20 protein-coding genes and 2 pseudogenes are annotated in these 22,615 nt (G+C 72.7%); 14 read left to right on the forward strand and 8 right to left on the reverse strand.

Features of this window, described 5'->3' with window-relative positions:
* Positions 1–55: 55 nt before the first annotated feature.
* The gene (serA, locus tag AB0953_RS24540; RefSeq protein ID WP_366861695.1) at positions 56–1,648 is read left to right on the forward strand and encodes a phosphoglycerate dehydrogenase; all 1,593 of its coding nucleotides are present in this window, start codon (positions 56–58) and stop codon (positions 1,646–1,648) included.
* A gap of 125 nt (positions 1,649–1,773) precedes the next feature.
* On the opposite strand, the gene AB0953_RS24545 is transcribed toward serA, so the two are convergent.
* Positions 1,774–1,914: a hypothetical protein gene (locus AB0953_RS24545; protein WP_366861696.1), complete on the reverse strand. Its 141-nt coding sequence runs from the start codon at positions 1,912–1,914 to the stop codon at positions 1,774–1,776.
* A 432-nt stretch (positions 1,915–2,346) separates the two neighbouring features.
* On the opposite strand from AB0953_RS24545, the gene AB0953_RS24550 reads away from it, so the two are divergent.
* On the forward strand, positions 2,347–2,925 hold the full coding sequence (locus tag AB0953_RS24550) for a TetR/AcrR family transcriptional regulator (protein ID WP_366861697.1): 579 nt from the start codon (positions 2,347–2,349) through the stop codon (positions 2,923–2,925).
* A gap of 113 nt (positions 2,926–3,038) precedes the next feature.
* Here AB0953_RS24550 and AB0953_RS24555 read toward each other — a convergent pair whose 3' ends face one another.
* Complete coding sequence (locus AB0953_RS24555; RefSeq protein WP_366861698.1) at positions 3,039–4,466, reverse strand: helix-turn-helix domain-containing protein; 1,428 nt, start codon at positions 4,464–4,466, stop codon at positions 3,039–3,041.
* Between the two features lie 198 nt (positions 4,467–4,664).
* Here AB0953_RS24555 and AB0953_RS24560 point away from each other — a divergent pair, with 198 nt between their 5' ends.
* Entirely contained in the window at positions 4,665–5,591 is a 927-nt protein-coding gene (locus tag AB0953_RS24560; protein ID WP_366861699.1) for a proline dehydrogenase family protein, read from the forward strand.
* 20 nt (positions 5,592–5,611) lie between these two features.
* A complete protein-coding gene (gene pruA, locus AB0953_RS24565; protein WP_366861700.1) occupies positions 5,612–7,243 on the forward strand; it encodes an L-glutamate gamma-semialdehyde dehydrogenase in 1,632 nt (543 codons plus the stop codon).
* 80 nt (positions 7,244–7,323) lie between these two features.
* Here the strand turns inward: pruA and AB0953_RS24570 are convergent.
* Positions 7,324–7,829, reverse strand: a pseudogene (locus tag AB0953_RS24570) (zinc-binding dehydrogenase); the annotation flags it as partial.
* Between the two features lie 228 nt (positions 7,830–8,057).
* Here AB0953_RS24570 and AB0953_RS24575 point away from each other — a divergent pair.
* Positions 8,058–8,984, forward strand: coding sequence for a hypothetical protein (locus AB0953_RS24575; RefSeq protein WP_366861701.1), 927 nt, complete (start codon positions 8,058–8,060; stop codon positions 8,982–8,984).
* Complete coding sequence (locus tag AB0953_RS24580; protein WP_366861702.1) at positions 8,984–9,190, forward strand: hypothetical protein; 207 nt, start codon at positions 8,984–8,986, stop codon at positions 9,188–9,190. Before AB0953_RS24575 ends, AB0953_RS24580 begins: the two co-directional genes overlap by 1 nt.
* Here AB0953_RS24580 and AB0953_RS24585 read toward each other — a convergent pair.
* Complete coding sequence (locus AB0953_RS24585) at positions 9,187–9,888, reverse strand: nitroreductase family protein (RefSeq protein WP_366861703.1); 702 nt, start codon at positions 9,886–9,888, stop codon at positions 9,187–9,189. The genes AB0953_RS24580 and AB0953_RS24585 overlap by 4 nt on opposite strands.
* A gap of 88 nt (positions 9,889–9,976) precedes the next feature.
* Between AB0953_RS24585 and AB0953_RS24590 the strand changes: the two are divergent.
* Positions 9,977–10,687: pseudogene (locus AB0953_RS24590) on the forward strand (tyrosine-protein phosphatase).
* Positions 10,688–10,699: 12 nt separating this feature from the next.
* A complete protein-coding gene (locus AB0953_RS24595; protein ID WP_366861704.1) occupies positions 10,700–11,236 on the forward strand; it encodes a GNAT family N-acetyltransferase in 537 nt (178 codons plus the stop codon).
* Between the two features lie 7 nt (positions 11,237–11,243).
* Here AB0953_RS24595 and AB0953_RS24600 read toward each other — a convergent pair whose 3' ends face one another.
* Positions 11,244–13,274 carry a phosphocholine-specific phospholipase C gene (locus AB0953_RS24600; protein ID WP_366861705.1) on the reverse strand — a complete coding sequence of 677 codons (2,031 nt, stop codon included), beginning with the start codon at positions 13,272–13,274 and terminating at the stop codon, positions 11,244–11,246.
* A gap of 119 nt (positions 13,275–13,393) precedes the next feature.
* Entirely contained in the window at positions 13,394–14,407 is a 1,014-nt protein-coding gene (locus AB0953_RS24605; RefSeq protein ID WP_366861706.1) for an NADP-dependent oxidoreductase, read from the reverse strand.
* Between the two features lie 101 nt (positions 14,408–14,508).
* Here AB0953_RS24605 and AB0953_RS24610 point away from each other — a divergent pair, with 101 nt between their 5' ends.
* The 4 genes from AB0953_RS24610 to AB0953_RS24625 all read left to right on the forward strand — a co-directional run bounded on the left by AB0953_RS24610 (position 14,509) and on the right by AB0953_RS24625 (position 18,271).
* The gene (locus AB0953_RS24610; RefSeq protein WP_366861707.1) at positions 14,509–15,399 is read left to right on the forward strand and encodes a LysR family transcriptional regulator; all 891 of its coding nucleotides are present in this window, start codon (positions 14,509–14,511) and stop codon (positions 15,397–15,399) included.
* A gap of 256 nt (positions 15,400–15,655) precedes the next feature.
* The gene (locus AB0953_RS24615) at positions 15,656–15,790 is read left to right on the forward strand and encodes a hypothetical protein (RefSeq protein WP_366861708.1); all 135 of its coding nucleotides are present in this window, start codon (positions 15,656–15,658) and stop codon (positions 15,788–15,790) included.
* Positions 15,791–15,912: 122 nt separating this feature from the next.
* Positions 15,913–16,953 carry a 3-isopropylmalate dehydrogenase gene (locus AB0953_RS24620; protein WP_366861709.1) on the forward strand — a complete coding sequence of 347 codons (1,041 nt, stop codon included), beginning with the start codon at positions 15,913–15,915 and terminating at the stop codon, positions 16,951–16,953.
* Between the two features lie 232 nt (positions 16,954–17,185).
* Positions 17,186–18,271: a branched-chain amino acid aminotransferase gene (locus tag AB0953_RS24625; protein WP_366861710.1), complete on the forward strand. Its 1,086-nt coding sequence runs from the start codon at positions 17,186–17,188 to the stop codon at positions 18,269–18,271.
* A gap of 85 nt (positions 18,272–18,356) precedes the next feature.
* Here AB0953_RS24625 and AB0953_RS24630 read toward each other — a convergent pair whose 3' ends face one another.
* Both AB0953_RS24630 and AB0953_RS24635 read right to left on the reverse strand, forming a co-directional pair.
* Positions 18,357–18,509, reverse strand: a complete 153-nt coding sequence (locus AB0953_RS24630; RefSeq protein WP_366861711.1) for a hypothetical protein — start codon at positions 18,507–18,509, stop codon at positions 18,357–18,359.
* A 28-nt stretch (positions 18,510–18,537) separates the two neighbouring features.
* Positions 18,538–19,980, reverse strand: a complete 1,443-nt coding sequence (locus AB0953_RS24635; RefSeq protein WP_366861712.1) for a cytosine permease — start codon at positions 19,978–19,980, stop codon at positions 18,538–18,540.
* Between the two features lie 157 nt (positions 19,981–20,137).
* Between AB0953_RS24635 and ureA the strand changes: the two genes are divergently transcribed.
* Together ureA and AB0953_RS24645 are read left to right on the forward strand one after the other, a co-directional pair.
* Positions 20,138–20,863 carry an urease subunit gamma gene (gene ureA, locus AB0953_RS24640; protein ID WP_366861713.1) on the forward strand — a complete coding sequence of 242 codons (726 nt, stop codon included), beginning with the start codon at positions 20,138–20,140 and terminating at the stop codon, positions 20,861–20,863.
* Positions 20,860–22,593: an urease subunit alpha gene (locus AB0953_RS24645; RefSeq protein ID WP_366861714.1), complete on the forward strand. Its 1,734-nt coding sequence runs from the start codon at positions 20,860–20,862 to the stop codon at positions 22,591–22,593. The genes ureA and AB0953_RS24645 overlap by 4 nt, the downstream gene beginning before the upstream one ends.
* The last annotated feature ends 22 nt before the right edge of the window (positions 22,594–22,615 follow it).

A 22,615-nucleotide genomic window follows, 5' to 3' on the forward strand; every position in this document is an offset into this window, starting at 1 on the left:
TCCACCGCCTGCGGCCGTCGGGACGGCCGTCCGCACTGGACTTGTGAGGACCCACGTGAGCTCGAAACCTGTCGTACTCATCGCCGAAGAGCTGTCGCCCGCCACCGTCGAGGCGCTCGGCCCGGACTTCGAGATCCGGCACTGCAACGGCGCCGACCGCGCGGAGCTGATCCCCGCGATCGCCGACGTCGACGCCATCCTGGTGCGCTCGGCGACCAAGGTCGACGCGGAGGCCATCGCCGCCGCCCGGAAGCTGAAGGTCGTCGCCCGCGCCGGCGTCGGCCTCGACAACGTCGACGTCTCCGCCGCCACCAAGGCCGGCGTGATGGTCGTGAACGCCCCGACCTCCAACATCGTCACGGCGGCCGAGCTCGCCTGCGGCCTGCTCATCGCGACCGCCCGCCACATCCCGCAGGCCAACACCGCCCTGAAGAACGGCGAGTGGAAGCGCAGCAAGTACACGGGCGTCGAGCTCAGCGAGAAGACCCTCGGCGTCGTCGGCCTCGGCCGCATCGGCGTGCTGGTCGCCCAGCGCATGTCGGCCTTCGGCATGAAGGTCGTGGCCTACGACCCCTACGTGCAGCCCGCGCGCGCCGCCCAGATGGGCGTCAAGATGCTCTCGCTGGACGAGCTGCTGGAGGTGGCCGACTTCATCACCGTGCACCTGCCGAAGACGCCGGAGACCATCGGTCTCATCGGCCACGAGGCCCTGCACAAGGTGAAGCCGTCCGTCCGCATCGTCAACGCCGCGCGCGGCGGGATCGTCGACGAGGCCGCGCTGTTCTCCGCGCTGAAGGAGGGCCGCGTCGCCGGCGCCGGCCTCGACGTGTACGCCAAGGAGCCCTGCACGGACTCCCCGCTCTTCGAGCTCGACCAGGTCGTCTGCACCCCGCACCTGGGCGCGTCCACCGACGAGGCCCAGGAGAAGGCCGGAATCGCCGTCGCCAAGTCCGTGCGCCTCGCGCTCGCCGGCGAGCTCGTGCCGGACGCCGTGAACGTCCAGGGCGGCGTCATCGCCGAGGACGTGCGCCCCGGCCTGCCGCTCGCCGAGAAGCTCGGCCGCATCTTCACCGCCCTCGCGGGCGAGGTCGCGGTCCGCCTCGACGTGGAGGTCTGCGGCGAGATCACCCAGCACGACGTCAAGGTGCTGGAGCTCTCCGCGCTCAAGGGTGTCTTCGAGGACGTCGTCGACGAGACGGTCTCCTACGTCAACGCGCCGCTGTTCGCCCAGGAGCGCGGTGTCGAGGTGCGCCTGACCACCAGCTCCGAGTCGCCGGACCACCGCAACGTGGTCACCGTGCGCGGCACCCTGTCGGACGGTCAGGAAGTGGCGGTCTCCGGCACCCTGGCCGGCCCCAAGCACCTCCAGAAGATCGTCGGCGTCGGCGCGTACGACGTGGACCTGGCCCTGGCCGACCACATGGTCGTCCTGCGCTACACCGACCGCCCCGGCGTGGTCGGCACCGTCGGCCGGATCCTCGGCGAGGGCGGCCTGAACATCGCGGGCATGCAGGTGGCCCGGGCGGAGGAGCACGGCGAGGCGCTCGCCGTCCTCACCGTGGACGACACCGTCCCGCAGTCCGTGCTCACGGACATCGCGGAGGAGATCGGCGCCACCTCGGCCCGCTCGGTGAACCTGGTCGGCTGACCGCCGCCGCACCGCAGCACATGGCACGACGGCAAGGGCCCGGGGAACTGCTTCCCCGGGCCCTTGCCGTGTCTGCGTGGTGCGTGCGGTCCGTACGGGCTCCGCCGGCCGCCCGGCGGGGCCGCTCAGCAGTCGGCCCCGGTGAGGGCGGGCGCCGCGGCCGTGGCCCCGGCCGGGAGGCGGCCCGCGCTCCGGCGGAGCAACGCCGCGGCGAGCACGGCCGTGGCCAGCAGCAGGGCGGCGCCGCCGAGGGCTGCGTCCTGCATGCCGTGGACGAAGGCCTCGCGGGCCAGGGCCAGCAGCTGCTCGCCCGCGGGGCCGCCGAGCCGCCGGGCGCCGGCGACCGCGCCGCCCAGGGAATCAGGACGAACCCGGACGCGGCGAGGACGAAGCCGCCGGCGACGACGTGGGCGCGGTCGATCGTGCGGGCCAGGGCCGCGGCGGCGGGGGCGGCGGCGCCGATGGCCACCGCGGGATCATGCTGGACCACTTCTGGTGGGGCTCGGTCTTCCTGGTCAACGTGCCCGCGCCCAGGAGCAGGGGCAGCAGGAGGACGGTGAAGGCGATCCATTCCCGGCGGCCGGCGGGACGTGCGGCGGATTTCGTCATGAGAAGCAAGGTACAGACGTCATAACCACTGTATAGAACGACTGTATGGGACTGCTGTCTATGACGGTCGTCTTGATACTGTGTCGGGCATGGGACACCGTGAAGATCTGCTCGAAGGCGCCAAGAAGTGCCTGGTCGAGAAGGGTTTCGCGCGCACGACCGCGCGGGACATCGTCAACGCCTCGGGCGCGAACCTGGCGTCCATCGGCTATCACTACGGCTCGAAGGACGCCCTGCTGACACAGGCCTACGTGGAGCTGGCCCAGGAATGGGGCGACGCCTTCCGGCCGGAGGTCGCGGGCGAGGGCGGCTCGCTGGAGCGGTTCCGGTCGGTCTGGGACGGCGTGATCAGCCGTCAGGCCGAGTCGGCGCCGATGTGGGCGGCCAGCATGGAGATCGTCCTCGACCGGGACCGGCTGCCCCAGCTTCGGGAGATGCTGCTGGCCGCGGAGCCGGAGGGGCGCAGGGGGCTCGCCTCGATGTTCACCGGGATCCCGGAGGACGAGCTCGACGAGCGCGACGTGCGCACGCTCGGCGGGGTGTACCAGGCGCTGCTGACCGGTGTGATGGCGCAGTGGCTGTCCAACCCCGAGGGGGCGATCACGGCCGAGGAGCTGACCGAGGGGCTGCGGCGCATCGCCGAGGGCCTGCGCAAGAACGAGGCCTGAGGGCGAGGTGGCGGCCGGCGCCGCCGCTGAGGCGATGGCGGGTACCGAGTCGTTGCCTTGCCGCTGAGCCGTTGCCGCCTGAGCCGCCGCCGGGCCGCCCGCCGCCCCTCGCGTCAGCCGCCGCTCGCGTCGGCCGCCTGCAGACGGGCCGCCTTGAGGGCCATGTGGAGCAGCAGGCGGTCCTCGCCCTCGTCGAGGTCCAGGCCGGTCAGCTGCTCCACCCGGCCCAGCCGGTAGTACAGGGTCTGCCGGTGGACGCCCAGCGCCGCCGCGGCCCGGCCCGCCTGCCCCGCGCAGTCCAGGAACACCTCGGCCGTGCGGGCCAGTTCCCGCTGGGCCGGGGCGAGCAGGGCGCGCGCCGCCGGATCCTGCGCCGGGTCGGCCGCCGCCAGTGCCGACAGCATCCGGTACGGACCGATCGCCGACCAGCGTGCCACCGGGCCGAGCCGCGGCTGGGCCGCCGCCGCACGCGCCGCCGCCGAGGCCTGGAGCCAGGCGGCGCCGAGGCCGCCGAGGCCCCGGCCCGGCTCGGCGATGCCGGCGGCCGGCGCCCGAGCCGCCGCGGGCCGGGGCGCCGTACGGGCCGTTGCCGCGGCCGCCGTCCCGGACGCCGTACGGGAGCCCGCGCCCGACCCTGCCCCCGGTCCCGTCCCGGGCCGTGCCCCCGCCGCCGGGCCGGAGGCCGCGCCAGGCCCCGCGCCGGGTACGGCACCGGGGCCCTGCCCGGATCCCGTACCCCCCGGGGCCCCGAGCAGCCGGGCCGCCACCGTCTCGGCCGGGGCGAGGACGTCCGCCGAGCGGAGCCTGACCAGCAGGGCGAGCGCCGCCCCGCCGCCCGCACCCGCCGGCCCGGAGCCGCCCGGCCCCCCGGCCCCGTCCTCCCCGGCGGCATCCGGCCCGGAGGCCGCGCCCCCGCCGCCCGCGCCCGGAACCACGCACACCGCCGCCGCTCCCGGCACCGACGCGGGAGCCTCCCCGGGCCACGGCGCCACGCACACCACCGCGTGCAGCCCGTCCGAGGCCGCGGCGCCGAGCGCCGCCCGCAGCGAGGCCACCGCCATGTCCTGCTGCCAGCCCCGCCCGGCCGTGAGCGCCGCGAGGAACTCCCGCGACAGGTCGGCCCCCGCCTTCGCCTCCTCGGCCAGCAGCACCCCGATCCGGTCGGCCACCTCCATCGCCGCGGCCAGCGCCTGCGGCCCCGGCCCGGGCTCCTGGTCCAGCAGCCACACGTAGCCCTGCACGATCCCCCGGTGGCGCACCGGCAGGCACAGCCGTCCCCGGAACACCCCTGCCTCCGGGGCCGCCGGGATCCGTACCGGGCCGGTGGCGCGCGCGATGCCGAAGCCCTCGAACCAGGCCCGCACCGCGGCCGTCGACTGCCGGGTCAGGATCGAGCGGGTGCGCACCGGATCCATGGCGAGGTCGTCGTCGCTGTCGTGCGCGCCGAAGGCGATCAGCCGGAAGTCCCGGTTCTCCAGCGTTGCCGGGGCGCCCAGCAGCGCCGAGATCTCGTCCACGAGGTCCTGGTAATCGCCCTTCACCCGCACATTCTCCCACCCGCACACCCGGTCTTCAGACACCTGTATGAGATCCGGGACACGGATGCGTGACAGCTGTCGATGGCAGAGGATCGAGGCCATCCTTAAATTTCACGGTGGTTTTACATGCGTTTTCCCTACGGCTTCCGCCCACCCCCGCGGTGACCGTGTGACTGCTTCTGCCACCTGTTGGAGGTCCCCGTGCTGGGTCCCGCGATCCTCGCCGCCTCGCGCAGCGACAAGATGCGCCGAATCGTCTCTGCCGCCCCGGTGACCAAGCCCGTGGTGACCCGCTTCATCCCCGGCGAGACGGTCGACCAGGTCATCCCCATCGTCGAGGACCTCGCCGCCAAGGGCCTGGAGGTCACCCTCGACGTGGTGGGCGAGGACATCACCACCGTGGAGCAGTCCCACGCCGCCCGCGACGCCTACCTGGAGCTCATCGGCCGCCTGAAGGACCTCGGCCTGGGCGAGAAGGCCGAGATGTCGGTCAAGCTGTCGATGTTCGGCCAGGCGCTGGAGGGCGGCCACGAGCTCGCCCTCGCCAACGTCCGCCCGGTCGTCGAGGCCGCCGCCGCCATCGGCACCACCGTCACCCTCGACGCCGAGGACCACACCACCCTCGACTCGATGTTCGCCATCCACGAGGAGCTGCGCCGCGACTTCCCGCAGACCGGCTGCGTGATCCAGGCGTACCTCTTCCGCACCGAGGCCGATGCCCGGCGCCTGGCCGCCGCCGGCAGCCGCGTGCGCATCGTCAAGGGCGCCTACAAGGAGCCCGCCGAGGTCGCGTACCAGGACAAGGCCGAGATCGACAAGGCGTACGTCCGCATCCTGAAGGTCCTGATGGAAGGCGCCGGCTACCCGATGATCGGGTCCCACGACCCGCGTCTGATCGCCATCGGGCAGGAGCTCGCCCGCAAGGCCGGGCGCAAGCTGGACGAGTACGAGTTCCAGATGCTCTACGGCATCCGCAGCGAGGAGCACCTGCGCCTGGCCGCCGAGGGCCACCGCATGCGCGTCTACACCGCGTACGGAACCGACTGGTACGGCTACTTCATGCGCCGCCTCGCGGAGAAGCCCGCGAACCTGCTCTTCTTCCTCCGCTCGATGATCACCAAGAACTAGGTCAAGGAGTTACCAGCCCCATGGATGCTGTGACCCAGGTCCCCGCCCCGGTCAACGAGCCGGTCCACACCTACGCCCCCGGCAGCGCCGAGCGCGCGCGTCTCGAGCAGCAGCTCAAGCAGCTGTCCGAGAACCCGATCGACCTGCCGATGACGATCAACGGCGTCAAGCGGATGGGCGGCGGCGAGCGCTTCGACGTGGTCCAGCCGCACGACCACAAGTCGGTGATCGGCACCTACGCCAACGCCACCCAGGCCGACGCCCAGGAGGCGATCGACGCCGCCCTGGCCGCCGCCCCCGCCTGGCGCGCCATGTCCTTCGACGACCGCGCCGCGATCATCCTGCGCGCCGCCGAGCTGCTGGCCGGCCCGTGGCGCGAGAAGATGGCCGCCTCCACCATGCTCGGCCAGTCGAAGACCGCCCAGCAGGCCGAGATCGACACCCCGTGCGAGCTCGTCGACTTCTGGCGCTTCAACGTCCACTTCGCCCGCCAGATCCTGGCCGAGCAGCCGGTCGCGAACTCCGCCGGCGTGTGGAACCGCAGCGACCACCGCCCCCTCGAGGGCTTCGTCTACGCGATCACCCCCTTCAACTTCACCGCCATCGCCGGCAACCTGCCGACCGCCCCCGCCCTCATGGGCAACGTGGTCGTGTGGAAGCCGTCCCCGACGCAGACCCACTCCGCGGTCCTCCTCATGGAGCTCCTGGAGGAGGCCGGCCTGCCCAAGGGCGTCATCAACCTGGTGACGGGCGACGGCATCGCCGTCTCCGAGGTGGCCCTGAACCACCCCGAGCTCGCCGGCATCCACTTCACCGGCTCGACCAAGACCTTCCAGTACCTGTGGAAGACGGTCGGCAACAACATCGAGAAGTACAAGTCCTACCCGCGCCTGGTCGGCGAGACCGGCGGCAAGGACTTCGTCGTCGCGCACCCCTCCGCGGACCGCGCCGTCCTGAAGACCGCCCTGACCCGCGGCTCCTTCGAGTTCCAGGGCCAGAAGTGCTCGGCCTCCTCCCGCGCCTACATCCCGGCCTCCATCTGGAACGACGGCTTCAGGGAGCAGTTCGCGGCCGAGGTCGACGGCATCACCATGGGTGACGTCCGCGACCTGACCAACTTCATCGGCGCCGTCATCGACGAGCGCTCCTTCGCCAAGAACAAGGCCGCGATCGACCGCGCCAAGGCCGACCCGACCTGCACCATCGTCGCCGGCGGCACGTACGACGACTCCGAGGGCTACTTCGTGCGCCCGACCGTCATCGAGTGCACCGACCCGGAGAACGAGGTCTTCACGACCGAGTACTTCGGCCCGATCCTCGCCGTGTACGTCTACGAGGACGAGAAGTTCGACGAGATGCTCGCGCAGATGGAGTCCGTCTCGGCGTACGCCCTGACCGGCTCGGTCATCGCCGGCGACCGCTACGCGGCCGCGCACGCGATGGACAAGCTCCGCTTCGCCGCGGGCAACTTCTACATCAACGACAAGTCCACCGGCGCCGTCGTCGGCCAGCAGCCCTTCGGCGGCGGCCGCGCCTCGGGCACCAACGACAAGGCCGGCGCCGCCAGCAACCTGACCCGCTGGGTCTCGACGCGCTCCATCAAGGAGACGCTGGTCCCGCCGACCGAGTACGGCTACCCGCACATGGGCTGACCCCCCACAGGGGCTGACCGCCCCGCCGAACCCCGCCCCCGCTCCGGTACCCCCAAGCCCGGAGCGGGGGCGGTCTCCACTTCGAGGACCACGTCGTAGGGCGCGCCCCAGCCCTCGGTCCCGTCGTACACCACCACCTCGTCGGCGCCGAGGCTCCGTACGAAGTCCGCCTTGTCCCGGCGGGAGACGGCGGCGACCACGCGCCCCGCCCCCTCGGCCCGGGCCAGCTGCACCGCGAGGCTGCCGACCCCACTCGCGGCGGCCGTGACCAGCACCGACTCGCCGGCCCGGACCTGCCCGGCCGCCACGGCGCCGCGGGCGACGAGCCCGCTGCGCACCAGGGCGACGGCCTCCACGCAGCCGGCCCCCTCGGGCACGGCCGAGACGAACGGGGCGGCGGTCCCGGCGACCTCCCCGCCGAGCGGTATCGCCTCCCCGCCCTCCCGCACCTTGCGCACCACGGGCAGGGTGACGCCGACGGCCTCGACCCTGACGAGCACCTCCCCGGGCTCCGGCTCCGGCACCGCCACGTCCTCCGGAACAACACCCCGCGGCCCCCGGGCACCTCGTACCGGATCCGCAGCACGGCAACCTCCTGTTTTCGATCTTCCCCGAGGCCTCACAGTGGACAGCCGGGAGCCCCAACCCCTGCTACGCTCGGGGGTGTTGGTACGGAGACACGCTCCACAGACTCGGGCCCGGTAACCCGAGGGGGGAAAGGGCTCTCACGAGTTCCCGTACATGTGACTGTGCAGCTTGTCCGGATGTACGAAACCTCTGTGCGCCGTGCCGGGACGGGGCTTCGGGGAGACGTATGTCCACGCACGGCAGCAATCGACACCGGACCGCGACCCTCTGTGCCAGGGCGACGGGGATCCGCTACACCCGGTGCGCCCAGTGGGCCGCAGACGGCCTGATCACACGCCACCAGCCCGTTCCGGACGCGCGCACCACGGCCCAGCGGGCCTTCGAGGCGCGGGTCGTCAACGTACTCGCCAACGCCCTGCGCGACGAGCAGATCGACGGGGCCGTTCTCGGCGTGACGGGTGCTGTGCCCACCCCGGACGGGTTGGTGTTGGAGCTCCATCCGGAGATGGCCCACCGCGTCGTCGCGGAACTGCTGCCCGCCTTCGACCGCGGATACGGCGGCCTGCGCGGCGTTCCCGGACTGAGGCTGGTCGGCCGTGCCGGGGAATGGCTGCTCGAGGACGTGGGGAGCCCTGCGCGGATCCGGCTCACCCACCCGGACCCGGGCTGGACACCACGCCTTCCGCAGGACACGGAGCTGCTGACGGAGCTGTGGCGCGGCAAGCCCGCGTCTCTCGACCGGACGGAAGCAGAGGAACTGACCCTCTGGCGCAGCGGGCGCGGTGTCCCGCGGCCGCTGTTGCGGGACATCATGCTCAGTCGGCTGCTGAGGCGTCCGCTGGTGGTCAACGAGGCCGGAGCCGCCCACGGTTGGGCCAACGCCTACAGCCACGGCTACTCCGACCTCGTCATCGAATGGTGCTGTGGCAGGGACCGGGACGAGGTGGAACGGAAGCTGCGCAGGAGCGGGCTGGCAGCACCCCCACCGGCCGGAGTCCCCCTGGACCCGGCGAAGGCGAAACCGCGGGCGCGCGGAACCATCGCCCTCGAGGACGCCTACGTGGTGGTGCGCGCCCTGGGATCCTGCGATGCGGGGGCGTCCTCGATCACCGCCGAGTCGATCACCGAGGCGAATCGTGCGAGGTACCGCTGATGCTGTCGGTGGCGTGTGTGACGGCGGCGGTGCTGGGTGTGGCCAAGGTGGTGCGCGACTGGCTGATCCTGCGGCAGGTCCGGGCCGCCATGGAGACCTGTACACCGCAGGACAGGGTCCGGATCGGGCTTCGTCTCGCCGGGGCGCTGCACGGGATCGGCGGGCAGGCGGAGCAGCCGGACGGGACCGCGCCGCCCGCCCCCTAGACCTCGACCAGGACCTGGTCCAGGGACTTGCGGACGAGGTTCGGGACCGTGCAGTCGTCGGACGGGTAGCCGACCGGGATGACGGCGAAGGCCTTCTCGTTCTGCGGGCGGCCGAGGACCTGCGAGAGGAAGCGCATCGGGCTCGGGGTGTGGACCAGGGCGGCGAGGCCGGACAGGTGCAGGGCGGTCAGGAGCATGCCGGCCGCGATGCCCACCGACTCGTCGACGTAGTAGTGCTTGCGCTTGGTGCCGTCGGGGCCCAGCCAGTACCGCTGCTGGAAGACGACGATCAGGGCCGGGGCGTCGGTGAGGTGGGCCTTGACCGCGTCCGTGCCGAGGGGGCGCAGAGCCTGGAGCCACTCGTCGCCGAGCCGGCCGTCGTAGGAGGTCCGCTCCTCCTGCTCGGCCGCGGCCCGGATCCGCTGCCGTACGGCCGGGTCCTTGACCAGGACGAACGTCCACGGCTGCTGGTGGGCCCCGGAGGGTGCGGTCGCGGCGCAGGCGATGGCGTCGCGGACCGCCTGCTCGGGTACGGGGTCGGAGGAGAAGGCGCGAACGGTGCGCCGCTCGTCCATCCGCGTGCGCAACGCGGCGGAGCGGGCCAGGGATTCGCTGCTCGGCATGCGCGCCGGCCGGTAGGCGACGGGCCGGTACGGCTCGCCGTGGGTCGGGGTCCACTGCAAGGCGGTAGGCGACATGGGCCGAGTGTGCCGACGGGGGAACCGCGCGGGCCAGCGGGGCGTCCTGCCCGGTTGTCCGTTCTGTGTCAACAGGGGGGTAATGGCGGTGACGAGCACCGGTCGTTTCCTGGAGTGGGAAGGCTGTTTCAACGTGCGCGAGCCGGGCGGCCCGGGCGGGATCGCGCCCGGCGCGGCGGTCCGCGCCGACGCCCTCGACCGGCTCACCGCCCGCGGCTGGACCAGCCTGGCCGCCCACGGCATCCGCACCGTCGTCGACCTGCGCAACGACGACGAGGTCCAGGCGGACCGAGCCCCGCGTCCGCCGGGCCTGACCACCGTCCGCATCCCGCTCGACGGCATCGAGCACCGCGACTTCTGAGACCACTGGTGGGGCACCCCGGGCTTCGCGACACCCGCCTATTTCCGGCCATTCCTGCACCGCTTCCCCGACCGCGTCGCGGCCGTCGCCACCGCGGTCGCCGAGGCGCCGCCCGGCGGGGTGGCCTTCCACTGCGGCCTGGGCCGCGACCGCACCGGCATCATCGCGCTCGTGCTGCTGCGCCTGGCGGGCGCGAGCCCCGAGGAGGTGGCCGACGACCATGCGCTCAGCGAGCCGCGGGTGCGCGCGATGCACGCCGCGCAGGGCCGCCCGTACGACAGCGCCGCGATCGACACCTACCTCGCCGGGCTCGGCACCACCGCGCACGCGCTCGCCCGGGAGGCGGCCGCAGGTCTGGACGCCGGAGCCTACCCGCGGGCCGCGGGCATGCAGGCGCGGGCGCTGCGGCGGCTCGAAGCGCGGTTGCGGGGGCGTTGATACCGTCGGCGGATGGAGATCGTGGTCCGGCACACCAGTGCGCTCGGCGGCGCGGAGCTCGGCGAGGTGCGGCGGCTCCTCGTCGGCGCCTTCGAAGGGGACTTCGGCGCGGAGGACTTCGAGCACGCCCTCGGCGGGATGCACGTCCTCGTGCGGGACGGGTCCGGCCTCCTCGCGCACGGCAGCGTCGTGCAGCGGCGCGTCGTGCACCGCGGCCGGGCGCTGCGCACCGGGTACGTGGAAGCCGTCGCCGTCCGCGCGGACCGGCGCGGCCGCGGGCTGGCCGGGCAGGTGATGGCCGCCCTGGAGGAGGTGGTCGCCGGGGCGTACGTGCTCGGCGCGCTCTCCGCCTCCGAGGCGGGTGCCGGCCTGTACGCCGCCCGCGGCTGGACCGTGTGGGGCGGGCGGATCGGGGCGCTCTCGCCGGCCGGGCCGGTGGCGCTGCCCGAGGAGGAGGGCTCCGCCTACGTGTGGGCGCCTCCCGGCGGGACCCTGCCGGATCCCGCCGAGGGGCTGTGGTTCGACTGGCGCGACGGGGACGTGCTGTAGCCGGGCCCTAGCTTCCGCTGGTGCTGGGGGCGCCCGTTTCGATGTGGCCCGTGTAGCGGCGCGACCAGGTGCCGTCGATGTCGGCCAGGACCGTGAAGTCGTACCAGCCCTTGGTGTAGGCGACGGCGTTGAACCAGTCCTCGCGGGAGGAGTTTGCCGGGACGGTGTACGTCCACGGCCCGTCCGTGCGGTAGGCGTTGGAGCGGATCGTGAAGGTGACGGCGGAGGCCGAGCTGTTGGTCATCCTGAACCAGATCGCCGTTTTGCCGGTGCCCGCCTCCACGGCGTAGCGGGAGGCGACCTCGATCGCCCTGCCCGCCTTGGTGGCGTCGCCGATGAAGCGCCGCAGGAACCGGTTCGGGCCGTACATCGAGATGTCGTACTTCCCCGATCCGCTGCCGAGGCCGATGCTGAACCAGTCGCTCGCCGTGCCGCCCGGGTCGACCGTGTACTGCCAGGCTGCCGTGTCCCGGTACTGGTGCGGGTGGATCGAGAAGTGCGCGGCCCGCTTGGCCTCCGGGCCCTGGTTGGTCATCGAGAACCAGGCCAGGATCTTCCCGGCCGCGCCGAACTCGAAGCGGTCGAGGTTGCCGTTCACCTGGTACGGCAGGGCCCGCGCGGGCCGCGTCCCGGGCTCCTGGGCCGCAAGCGCGTTGTCCTGCGGCACCGGGTTGGGCAGCGGGCCGCAGGTCGCCTGCCCGATGACCTTGGCGGTCGACGGGAGCCCGGCGGGGACCCCGTACACGGGGTGCGCGAAGTCGAAGACGCCCGTCAGGTCGCCCACGACCCTGCGGCGCCAGGCGCTGATGTTCGGGCACAGGGCGGGCGTGCCCAGCGCCGTGGTCCAGGTCTCCATGAAGCGGAGCACCGAGGTGTGGTCGAAGACCTCCGAGCTGACCCATCCGCCGCGCGTCCAGGGGGACATGACCAGCATCGGCACCCGGAAGCCGAGTCCGATCGGCACGCCGTCGATGTACTCGCCGGGGGTGCCCGGCGGGGCAACCGGCGGCGGGACGTGGTCGAAGAAGCCGTCGTTCTCGTCGTAGTTGAGGAACAGGACGGTGGAGTCGAAGACCTCCGGGTTCGCGGCCAGCGCCCGGTAGACCAGGTCCACGAAGTGCGCGCCGTCGCCGGGCGGGGCGTACGGGTGCTCGGAGAAGGCCTGGTTGGCCACCACCCAGGAGACCTGCGGCAGGGTTCCGGCGACGGCGTCGGCGCGGATGGCGGCCGCGATGTCGTCCGGGGTGGATCCCGTGGCCTTCGGAACCGAGGCCATGCCCCGGTCCCACAGCGGGTCGCCGGGGGCGGCGTCGGTGAACGTGCGGAAGTAGGCCAGGCCGTTGTCGCCGTAGTTGTCCTGGGCGTTCTGGTAGACCTTCCACGTCATGCCGGCGCGCTGGAGGGCCTCGGCGTACGTCTCCCAGGTCAGCCCGGACTCGTCGCCGCCGTCCTTGCTGGAGGCGTCGACCGTGCCGCTCCACAGGAACGTCCGGTTGGGGCCGGTTGCGCTCAGTGTGGAGCAGAAGTAGGCATCGCAGATGGTGTAGTTGTCGGCGAGGCCGTAGTGGAAGGGGATGTCCCCGCGGTCCAGGTAGCCGAGGGTGCGGTGGTTGCCGACGCCCATGACCCAGTTGTCCATCCGGCCGTTGTTCCAGGCGGCGTGCTGCGAGGACCAGCTGTGCGGCAGGTCGCCGTTGCACTGGGCGAGGGTCGCGCCGTCCGCGCCGCCCGCCGGAGGCGTCGCGCTGAGCTTCCACGGGTACCGGCGGCCGACCCAGTCGGGCTGGTTGAAGGTGCCCCAGCCGCCCGGGATGTTGCCGGCGGCCCGGTCGCCGAAGCCGCGGACCCCCTTCAGCCTGCCGAAGTAGTGGTCGAAGCTGCGGTTCTCCTGCATCAGGATCACCACGTGTTTCACGTCGGTGAGGGTGCCGGTCGCGGCGGCCGCTGCCGCCGTGGCCGGCGCGGCCGCGGGCAGGGCCGCCCCGGCCACCAGCCCGGCGCCGATTCCCACGAAGCCCCTGCGGCTGATCGGTGTCACTGGCTTCCCGCCTCCAACTCCCGTGCCCCTGCGGCACATCGGCGGACAGCGTGACGGGCACCGGGCCAAAGGTCTACGCCCGTGCAGTAAGAAGTCCGTGAACATCCGGGTGGCCGGAATCAGGCGTCCAGGCGGACCAGCATCTTGCCCAGGTTCTCCCCCCGCAGCATGCCCAGGAAGGCGTCCACGGTGTGCTCGATGCCCTGGACAACGGTGGTGTCGGTGCCCACGCGCCCGCTGCGCAGGTGGGGGACCAGGAAGTCCTCCAGCTCGTCCTGGAGATTGGTGTGATGACGGACCAATACCCCTTCCAGGCGGAGCGACTTGTGGACGACCTCGAAGAGGTTGCGCGGCGCGGCCGGCGAGCGGTCGCCGTTGTACATCGAGATCCCGCCGACCCACGCGATCCGCCCGAACTCCCGCAGCCCCTCGATCGCGCCCTCCAGGTGGTCCCCGCCCACGTTGTCCACGTACACGTCGATCCCGTCGGGCGCGGCCTTCGCGAGCTGCTCGGCGACCGGCCCGTCGTGGTAGTCGAAGGCCGCGTCGAAGCCCAGCACCTCCGTCAGGTGGCGGACCTTCGCCGCCGAGCCGGCGCTGCCCACGATCCGGCGGGCGCCCAGCAGCCGCGCGATGTGGCCGGTGGCCGTGCCGACGCCGCCGGCCGCGGCCGAGACGAACAGGTCCTCGCCCGCGCGCAGGCGCGCGGTCCGGGTGAGGGCGGCGTACGCGGTCAGGCCGGTGCCGCCGAGGATGCTCAGGTACGCCTCCAGCGGGACCCCTTCGTGGCCGCGGAGCCTGCGGGTGCCGTCCGCGCCCAGGGTGACGAGCGCGTGCGTGCGCCAGCCCGCGCGGTGGAAGACCAGGTCGCCCTCCTGCAGACCCGGGTCGCGGGAGGCGATGACGCGGCCCACGGCCCGGCCCTCCATCGGGGCGTGGAGCGCGAAGCCGCCCTCGCCGCCGTCCATCAGCCCGCGGTGGTACGGGTCCACGGAGAGCAGCAGGTTCTGCACCAGGGCGGTGCCGGGGGCGGGGGAGGGGACGGGCGTGCGGACGAGGGCGAAGCCGGCGGGGTCGGGGAAGCCGGCGGGGCGGGCGGTCAGGTGGACGGCGACAGCGGTGTTCTCGGTCATGATCGAGACGGTAGGAAGGAATCCGGGGGCCGGGCAGGGGGTTTGGCTCATGGAACGCGCCGACCCATGAACACCGCTCATAGACCGAGGTGAACGCCCCGATGGCAGCCGCAGGACCGACCGAACTCGCCCCGCAGGAACTGCGGGTCCTGGTCGCCGTCGCCGAGGCCGGCGGCTTCTCCGCCGCGGCCGCCCGCCTCGGCGTGACCCAGTCCGCCGTCTCGCACTCGGTGCGCGGCAGCGAGGCCAAGCTCGGCGCGGTCCTCTTCGAGCGCGGCCGCTCCGGCGCCGCGCCCACCCCGGCGGGGGAGCGGGCCGTCGCCCTCGGCCGCCGGATCCTCAGGCTGTACGAGGTCCTCGGCGCCGAGGCGCGCGCCGCCGGCCGGGACGCCCCGGAGGGCGTGCTGCGCATCGCGGCGTTCCGCAGTGCGGCCCTGCACCTGCTGCCGCCCGCCCTGGAGCGGCTCACCGCCCGGCACCCGGGCATCCGCCCGGAGGTGCGGGTGGTGCGCGAGTTGGGCGCCGGCGCCGCAGGAGAGGTGGCCGCCGGCCGGGCCGACCTCGGCATCGCCACCCTGAACGCGGACGGCACGGGCCTGCCGCCGGGCGTGCTGACCGGGGTCCTCGCACGGGAGTCGTACGCCCTGGTCCACCCGGCCGGGCACCCCGACCCGAAGTCGCTGCCGCTGCTGGACTGGGACGAGAACTGCGGCTCGTACACCCGCGCCTGGTGGCGGGCCCAGGACTGGATCCCGTGCGCCACCGTCAAGGCGGAGGACGACGGGATGGTCCTGACGATGGTCGGGCGGGGCCTGGGCATGGCGATCATGCCGGAGCTGTCGCTGCGCGAGGCCGGCGACGCGGTCGACATCACCGATTTGGGCCCTGCGGGGCCGGTGAGGCAGGTGGGATACGTCACCACCCCGGAATCCGCCGCCACCCTCGCCGTACGGGCCCTGATCAGGGAACTCCGCTCCGAGCAGGCCCGATAGCGGAGTCGCGCCGCGGGCTCCCGGGCGGGCGGCGCGTCTCAGATAGTAGGAAGTCCGAGTAATTGCGGAGACATACAGCGGGACCTGTCCTAGCTTTGTAGGAGCCGAACGTCTCGCTGATCCGGCGAATGGCGGCCGATGACGCGCGCCCCGCGCAGGCAACCCCTGCGGCGCAGCGCTCCCGCCCCTTCCGGCGCCTTGAAGGAACCCCTCATCCGTGGCCCCGCCACGCCGTGATCTCAAGGAGTCGATCACCATGACCAAGACCTCCCCCGCCGCACCGCGCCGCGTCCGCCGCTCCTCCGCCGGCGAGGCCGACCGCAAGAACGCTGCCGCCGCGCTGCAGCGCGCCCTGGACCGCCGCGACAACGGCGGCGCGACCGGCCACTGAGCCGCCGCCGAACCCTCTCCCGCCGCCCTCCCGCCCCCTCCCGCACCAGCCCAGCCCGCAGCATTGGTCCACATGGTGGACGTCATATGTCTACGGGCTGGGACACGGAGTACGGTTCCGACATGTCGACCAGCATCAATCTCGCAGTGATCCCCGGTGATGGCATCGGCCAGGAAGTCGTGGCTCAGGGCCTCAAGGTCCTTACCGCGGTCCTGCCCCAGGATGTGAAGCTGGAGACCAAGGAGTACGACCTCGGCGCCCGGCGCTGGCACCGCACCGGCGAGACCCTCCCGGACGCCGAGCTCGAGTCCCTCAAGCAGCACGACGCGATCCTGCTCGGCGCCATCGGCGACCCCTCGGTCCCGTCCGGCGTGCTGGAGCGCGGCCTGCTGCTGAAGCTCCGCTTCGCCTTCGACCACTTCATCAATCTGCGCCCCTCGAAGCTCTTCCCCAACACGGCCACCCCGCTGGCCGGCCGCCCGGAGATCGATTTCGTGGTGGTCCGCGAGGGCACCGAGGGCCCGTACACCGGCAACGGCGGCTCCCTGCGCACCGGCACCCCGGCCGAGGTGGCCACCGAGGTCAGCATCAACACGGCATACGGCGTCGAGCGCGTCGTGCGGGACGCGTACGAGCGCGCCAACGCCCGCCCGCGCAAGAAGCTGACGCTGGTCCACAAGAACAACGTCCTCGTCTACGCGGGCCACATGTGGAAGAACATCTTCGACAAGGTCGGCCGGGAGTACCCCGAGGTCACCACCGACTACCTGCACGTCGACGCCGCGACGATCTTCTTCGTCACGCAGCCCGAGCGCTTCGACGTCATCGTCACCGACAACCTCTTCGGCGACATCCTCACGGACCTCGCCGCCGCCGTGACCGGCGGGATCGGCCTGGCCGCCTCCGGGAACATCAACCCCACCGGCGCCTTCCCGTCCATGTTCGAGCCCGTCCACGGCTCGGCCCCGGACATCGCCGGCACCGGCAAGGCCGACCCGACCGCCACGATCCTCTCGGTCGCCCTGCTCCTGCGCCACCTCGGCCACGAGGACCGGGCCGCCCGCATCGAGGACGCCGTCTCGGCCGACCTCGCGGAGCGCGACGGCACCTTCCGCACCACCGATCAGATCGGCGACGCGCTCGCCGCACGAGTAGCCGGCTGACCCGGCAGCTCCACCCCAGGAAGCCGCCGGGTCGCGCGATCACCGCACCCGGCGGCTTTTCCTGTGCGGCCCCGGGTGCCACCATCTCCCCTGGGCCGCAAACTCCCCGCTTCACCGAAGCGATCGCGCGGGCGATAATCGAACGCGAGACCGCGGAATGCGGGGAAGCTCGGACGTCCTGGTACGCCGTGAGCGCGGTCCGTCATACACAACCGGTGAAGGACAAGCACTCATGACGATGCCCACGATCGAGCTCAAGCCCTCCTCGAACCCGCTGTCCGATGCGGAGCGCGAGGCGATCCTGGCCAGCCCCGGCTTCGGCCGCCACTTCACCGACCACATGGTCACGATCAAGTGGACCGAGGGACGGGGCTGGCACGACGCCGAGCTGGTCCCGTACGCGCCGCTGTCGATCGACCCGGCGAACATGACCCTGCACTACGCGCAGACGATCTTCGAGGGGCTCAAGGCCTACCGCCAGCCCGACGGCACCGTCGCCACCTTCCGTCCGCAGGCCAACGCCGAGCGCTTCCAGGCCTCCGCCCGTCGCATGGCGATGCCGGAGCTGCCGACCGAGCTGTTCATCGAGGCCTGCGACGCGCTCATCAAGCAGGACAGCGCCTGGGTGCCGTCCTCCGGCGAGGCCTCGCTCTACCTGCGGCCGTTCATGTTCGCCTCCGAGGTCGGCCTCGGCGTCCGCCCGGCCAACGAGTTCCTCTTCATGGTCATCGCCTCGCCGGCCGGCGCGTACTTCCCCGGCGGCGTCAAGCCGGTCTCCGTCTGGCTCTCCGAGGAGTACGTCCGCGCCGTCAAGGGCGGCACGGGCGCCGCCAAGACCGGCGGCAACTACGCGGCCTCGCTCGTCGCCCAGGCGCAGGCCGCCGAGCACGGCTGCGACCAGGTGGTCTGGCTCGACGCCGTCGAGCACCGCTGGATCGAGGAGATGGGCGGGATGAACCTGTACTTCGTGTACGGCGACCGCATCGTCACCCCGGAGCTGACCGGATCGCTGCTGCCCGGCATCACCCGCGACTCGCTCCTCACCATCGCCCGCGACCTCGGCTACACCGCCGAGGAGGGGCGCATCTCCACCGAGGACTGGAAGCGCGACAACGAGAACGGCACCCTGACCGAGGTGTTCGCCTGCGGCACGGCCGCCGTCATCACCCCGGTCGGCTCGGTCAAGTCCGAGCGCGCGAACTGGACCCAGGGCAACGGCGAGCCCGGCGAGGTCACCATGAAGCTGCGCAAGGCGCTGCTGGACCTCCAGACCGGCCACCGCGCCGACACCCACGGCTGGATGCACCCGCTCGGCTAGGGCGCACCCCCCACGCAACACCCGAAGGCCCCCGCGCAGCAGCGCGGGGGCCTTCGGCCGTTGCGGGCGGGGGACGGGAGCGTGGTCAGCGCTCCCCGCCCGCCTCGTCGTCCTCCTTCTGACGCCCCTGGGCGGGGCCGTCCGGGCCGCTCACGGCCGACAGGCCGTCGCCCACCATGGAGGCCAGGCCCGCGACCCCCTTGACGATCTTCGCCGCCACTTCTGCGAGCTCTTCCACGACGTCTCCCCGTGCCGTTCCTTGCGGCCTACTGTCCGACCGCCACCGTTGTCCGCTCCGCCGGCTCGGCGGCCACCGCTTCGGCGGAGGGCGCCTGCGACCGCACCGTCAGCGCCGCGTACACGGCACCGCCGACCAGCCCCGACAGGATGAAGCTGCAGTCCACTCCGCCGGTGAGGGCCAGCAGCGGGCCCTCGTACAGCGGGGTCGACACCGCGGCGAGGCCGACCGCCGCACCGGCCGCCCAGGAGGCGGTGGCGCGCAGGTTCCACCCGCCGCTGTACCAGTAGACGCCGCCGCGGGCCCGACGGTTGAACACCTGGAGCGCATCGGCGTCGTACTCGCCGCGGCAGCGCACGTAGCCGATCAGGGTGATCACGGCCCAGGGCGTGCCGATGGCGGTCAGCAGCAGGACGAAGGAGGTCATCGCCGACTGCACGTCCCACTCGAAGGAGCCGAAGAAGACGAAGGCGGTGGCGACGGCCGCGGCGATGACGGTGGCCTTCGTACGGGTGGCCTTCGGCACGATGGCGTCCAGGTCGAGGCCCATGGAGTAGAGCATCAGGCCGGCGTTGCCCACCGAGCCGGCCGCGGCGGCGACCAGCAGCGGGAGGAGGTACCAGAAGGGCGAGGCCTGCACGAGCGGCCCGGCGTAGTCGGCGCCGGCCCGCGCGGCGAGGGCGGTGTAGGTGCCGAAGAGCTGCGGGACCAGCAGGCCGGCCAGCAGGCCGAGACAGGTGGCCCAGTAGACCTTGCGGGGGCTGTGGCGGCGGGGGGAGACGTAGCGCGTGTAGTCGCCGAGCAGGGTGATGAAGGCGACGGGCCCGCTGAGCCCGGCGGCGACGGCGGCGAGGATCCAGGTCGGCCAGAAGGAGCCGAGCAGGTACGAGGTGTCCGGCGGGGCGGCGGTGGTGAAGCCGGGGGCGTAGGCGTAGACGCCGATGCCCAGCAGGACCACCATGCCGAGGGAGAGCGCCTTGCTCATCCGCAGCAGCAGCCGGTAGCCGAACACGGCCCCGATCACGGTGAACGCGGCCAGCACGCCGTACATCACGGCGTGGGTCAGGCCGGTGTCCGGCAGTCCGACGAGCCGGGCGAGGGTGCCGACCATCACGTCGCCGCCGATCCACAGCGTGAGCGCGGTGTACCCGAGGGCGAGCAGCAGGCCCACCACCGAGCCCACGAGCCGGCCGCGTACGCCGAACTGGGCGCCGCTGGAGGTCGACAGGTTGGTGGCGGTGCGCAGGGAGACCAGTGCCAGCGGCGCGGTGAAGGCGATGCCGACGAGGGTCCCGGCCAGGACGGCGGTCACCGAGGGCCACAGGCCGAGGCCGAAGGACGGGGGCAGCCAGCCGAACACGATCACGCCGAGACAGAGGTTGGAGCCGAGCAGGATCGACAGCAGGTCCTTGGGGCTGCTCGTCCGCTCGTCCTCCGGGATCGTGTCGACTCCGCGCTGTTCGATGGGCATAGGGGGCTCCCTTGGCAGGCGGAAGATGTAGTTCCGTTTTTGTTTGAGCGACACTCAATGTGACCTAAGCCCTGGTGCGAGGTCAATGCTTCATTGCCGAGAAATGAAGAGTTAGAGTGATGCTCTAACCCATCGACTCAAGAGGTGGTGGATCGGCGTGCGGCTGACCCCAACGGAGCGCGACCGGCTGCTGCTGCGCAGCGCCGCGGAACTGGCCCGGGCCCGGCGGGCCCGCGGGCTGCGGCTCAACGTCCCCGAGGCCACGGCGCTGATCGCGGACACGGTCTGCGAGGCGGCACGCGACGGCAAGCGCCTGGCCGAGGCGATCGAGGAGGCCCGCAGCGTGCTGGGCCCCGACGACGTCCTGCCCGGCGTGGCGGACGTGGTCACCGAGGTGCACGTGGAGGCCGTCTTCGACGACGGCTCCCGGCTCGCGGTGGTCTCGGCCCCGATCCGCGGCGCCGTCCCGCTGGGCGAGGACGCCCCCGGCGCGGTCGTGCCCGGCCCCGGCGCCCCCCAGCCCGAGCCGGCCGTGACCCTGCGGGTGCGCAACACGGCCGCCGTGCCGGTGAGCGTCACCTCCCACTTCCACTTCTTCGAGGCGAACCCCCGCCTCGACTTCGACCGGGCCGCGGCCTACGGCATGCGCCTGTGCGTCCCGGCCGGCTCCTCGGTGCGCTTCGACCCGCACGGCGAGGGCGAGGTCGGCCTCGTCCCCATCGGCGGCGACCGCATCGCCATCGGCTTCGCCGGACTGGTCGACGGCCCGCTCGACGCCCCCGGGGCCAAGGAGGAGGCCCTGCGCCGCGCCGCGGTTTGCGGCTACCTCGGCACCGAGACCAGCCCGACCAGCCCGACCAGCACGGAAGGAGACCGGGCGTGAGCAGGCAGACCAAGCACAGCGACCACTGCGCGCCGGGCAGCCGGCACATCGACCCGCACGAGTACGCCGCCGTCTTCGGCCCCCGCGCCGGCGACCGCGTCCGGCTCGGCGACTCCGGGCTCACCGTCCGCGTCGAGCACGACGCCCAGAAGCCCGGCGACGAGTTCCTGGCCGGGTTCGGCAAGACCGCCCGCGACGGACTGCACCTGAAGGCCGCGGCGGTCCGCGAGACCTGCGACGTGGTGATCAGCAACGTCCTGGTCATCGACGCCGTCCTCGGCATCAAGAAGGTGTCCATCGGCATCCGCGAGGGCCGCATCCACGCGATCGGCCGGGCGGGCAACCCCGACACACTCGACGGCGTCGACGTCGTCGTCGGCACCGGCACGTCCATCGTCTCCGGCGAGGGCCTCATCGCCACCGCCGGCGCCGTCGACACCCACGTCCACCTGCTCTCCCCGCGCGTCATGGAGGCCTCGCTCGCCGCGGGCGTCACCACGATCATCGGCCAGGAGTTCGGCCCCGTCTGGGGCGTCGGCGTCAACTCCCCCTGGGCCCTGAAGCACGCCTTCAACGCCTTCGACGCCTGGCCCGTCAACATCGGCTTCCTCGCGCGCGGCTCCTCCTCCGACTCGGCCCCGCTGGTGGAGGCGCTGGCCGAGGGCGGTGCCTCCGGCTTCAAGGTCCACGAGGACATGGGCGCGCACACCCGCGCGCTGGACACCGCCCTGCGGGTGGCTGAGGAGCACGACGTGCAGGTGGCCCTGCACTCGGACGGCCTGAACGAGTGCCTCTCCGTCGAGGACACCCTGCGCGTCCTGGAGGGCCGGACCATCCACGCCTTCCACATCGAGGGCTGCGGCGGCGGGCACGTGCCGAACGTGCTGAAGATGGCGGGCGTGCCGAACGTGATCGGCTCCTCCACCAACCCGACCCTGCCCTTCGGCCGGGACGCGGTCGCCGAGCACTACGGCATGATCGTCTCCGTCCACGACCTCAAGCCGGACCTGCCCGGCGATGCGGCCATGGCCCGCGACCGCATCCGCGCCGGCACCATGGGCGCGGAGGACGTCCTGCACGACCTCGGCGCGATCGGCATCACCTCCTCCGACGCCCAGGGCATGGGCCGGGCCGGGGAGACCATCCGGCGCACCTTCGCCATGGCCGCCAAGATGAAGGGCGAGCTCGGCCCGCTGGAGGGCGACGGCGAGGGCGACGACAACGCCCGCGTGCTGCGCTACATGGCCAAGCTGACCATCAACCCGGCCATCGCCCACGGCCTGGCCCACGAGATCGGCTCCATCGAGGTCGGCAAGCTCGCCGACATCGTGCTGTGGCGCCCGCAGTTCTTCGGCGCCAAGCCGCAGCTCGTCCTGAAGTCCGGCTTCCCGGCGTACGGGGTCACCGGCGACCCCAACGCCGCCACCGACACCTGCGAACCGCTGGTCCTCGGCCCCCAGTTCGGCTCGTACGGGGCCACCGCCGCCGACATCTCCGTCGCCTTCGTCTCCGCCGCCGCAGCGGCCCTGGGCAGCGACGCGATGCCGACCAGGCGCCGCCGCGTCGCCGTCCGCGGCACCCGTGGCATCGGCCCCGCGGACCTCCTGCTCAACTCCCGGGTGGGCGCGGTCGACGTGGACGCGCGCAGCGGCCTGGTCACCCTCGACGGGGACCCGCTGCGCTCCGAAGCGGCCGAATCGGTCTCCCTCAACCGCCTGTACTTCCTCTGATCCGGCACTGCCTCTGAACCGG

It is taken from the genome of Streptomyces sp. NPDC046866 (assembly GCF_040704625.1).
Classification (GTDB): domain Bacteria; phylum Actinomycetota; class Actinomycetes; order Streptomycetales; family Streptomycetaceae; genus Streptomyces.

Excerpts from the sequence above, each read along its gene's own strand:
- AB0953_RS24625 (WP_366861710.1), top strand. The coding sequence starts at position 17,186 with ATGACGATGCCCACGATCGAGCTCAAGCCCTCCTCGAACCCGCTGTCC.
- AB0953_RS24580 (WP_366861702.1), top strand. The coding sequence starts at position 8,984 with ATGCTGTCGGTGGCGTGTGTGACGGCGGCGGTGCTGGGTGTGGCCAAG.
- AB0953_RS24550 (WP_366861697.1), top strand. The coding sequence starts at position 2,347 with ATGGGACACCGTGAAGATCTGCTCGAAGGCGCCAAGAAGTGCCTGGTC.
- AB0953_RS24635 (WP_366861712.1), bottom strand. The coding sequence starts at position 19,980 with ATGCCCATCGAACAGCGCGGAGTCGACACGATCCCGGAGGACGAGCGG.
- pruA (WP_366861700.1), top strand. The coding sequence starts at position 5,612 with ATGGATGCTGTGACCCAGGTCCCCGCCCCGGTCAACGAGCCGGTCCAC.
- AB0953_RS24575 (WP_366861701.1), top strand. The coding sequence starts at position 8,058 with ATGTCCACGCACGGCAGCAATCGACACCGGACCGCGACCCTCTGTGCC.
- AB0953_RS24615 (WP_366861708.1), top strand. The coding sequence starts at position 15,656 with ATGACCAAGACCTCCCCCGCCGCACCGCGCCGCGTCCGCCGCTCCTCC.
- AB0953_RS24605 (WP_366861706.1), bottom strand. The coding sequence starts at position 14,407 with ATGACCGAGAACACCGCTGTCGCCGTCCACCTGACCGCCCGCCCCGCC.
- AB0953_RS24585 (WP_366861703.1), bottom strand. The coding sequence starts at position 9,888 with ATGTCGCCTACCGCCTTGCAGTGGACCCCGACCCACGGCGAGCCGTAC.
- AB0953_RS24595 (WP_366861704.1), top strand. The coding sequence starts at position 10,700 with ATGGAGATCGTGGTCCGGCACACCAGTGCGCTCGGCGGCGCGGAGCTC.
- AB0953_RS24620 (WP_366861709.1), top strand. The coding sequence starts at position 15,913 with ATGTCGACCAGCATCAATCTCGCAGTGATCCCCGGTGATGGCATCGGC.
- AB0953_RS24545 (WP_366861696.1), bottom strand. The coding sequence starts at position 1,914 with ATGCAGGACGCAGCCCTCGGCGGCGCCGCCCTGCTGCTGGCCACGGCC.
- AB0953_RS24610 (WP_366861707.1), top strand. The coding sequence starts at position 14,509 with ATGGCAGCCGCAGGACCGACCGAACTCGCCCCGCAGGAACTGCGGGTC.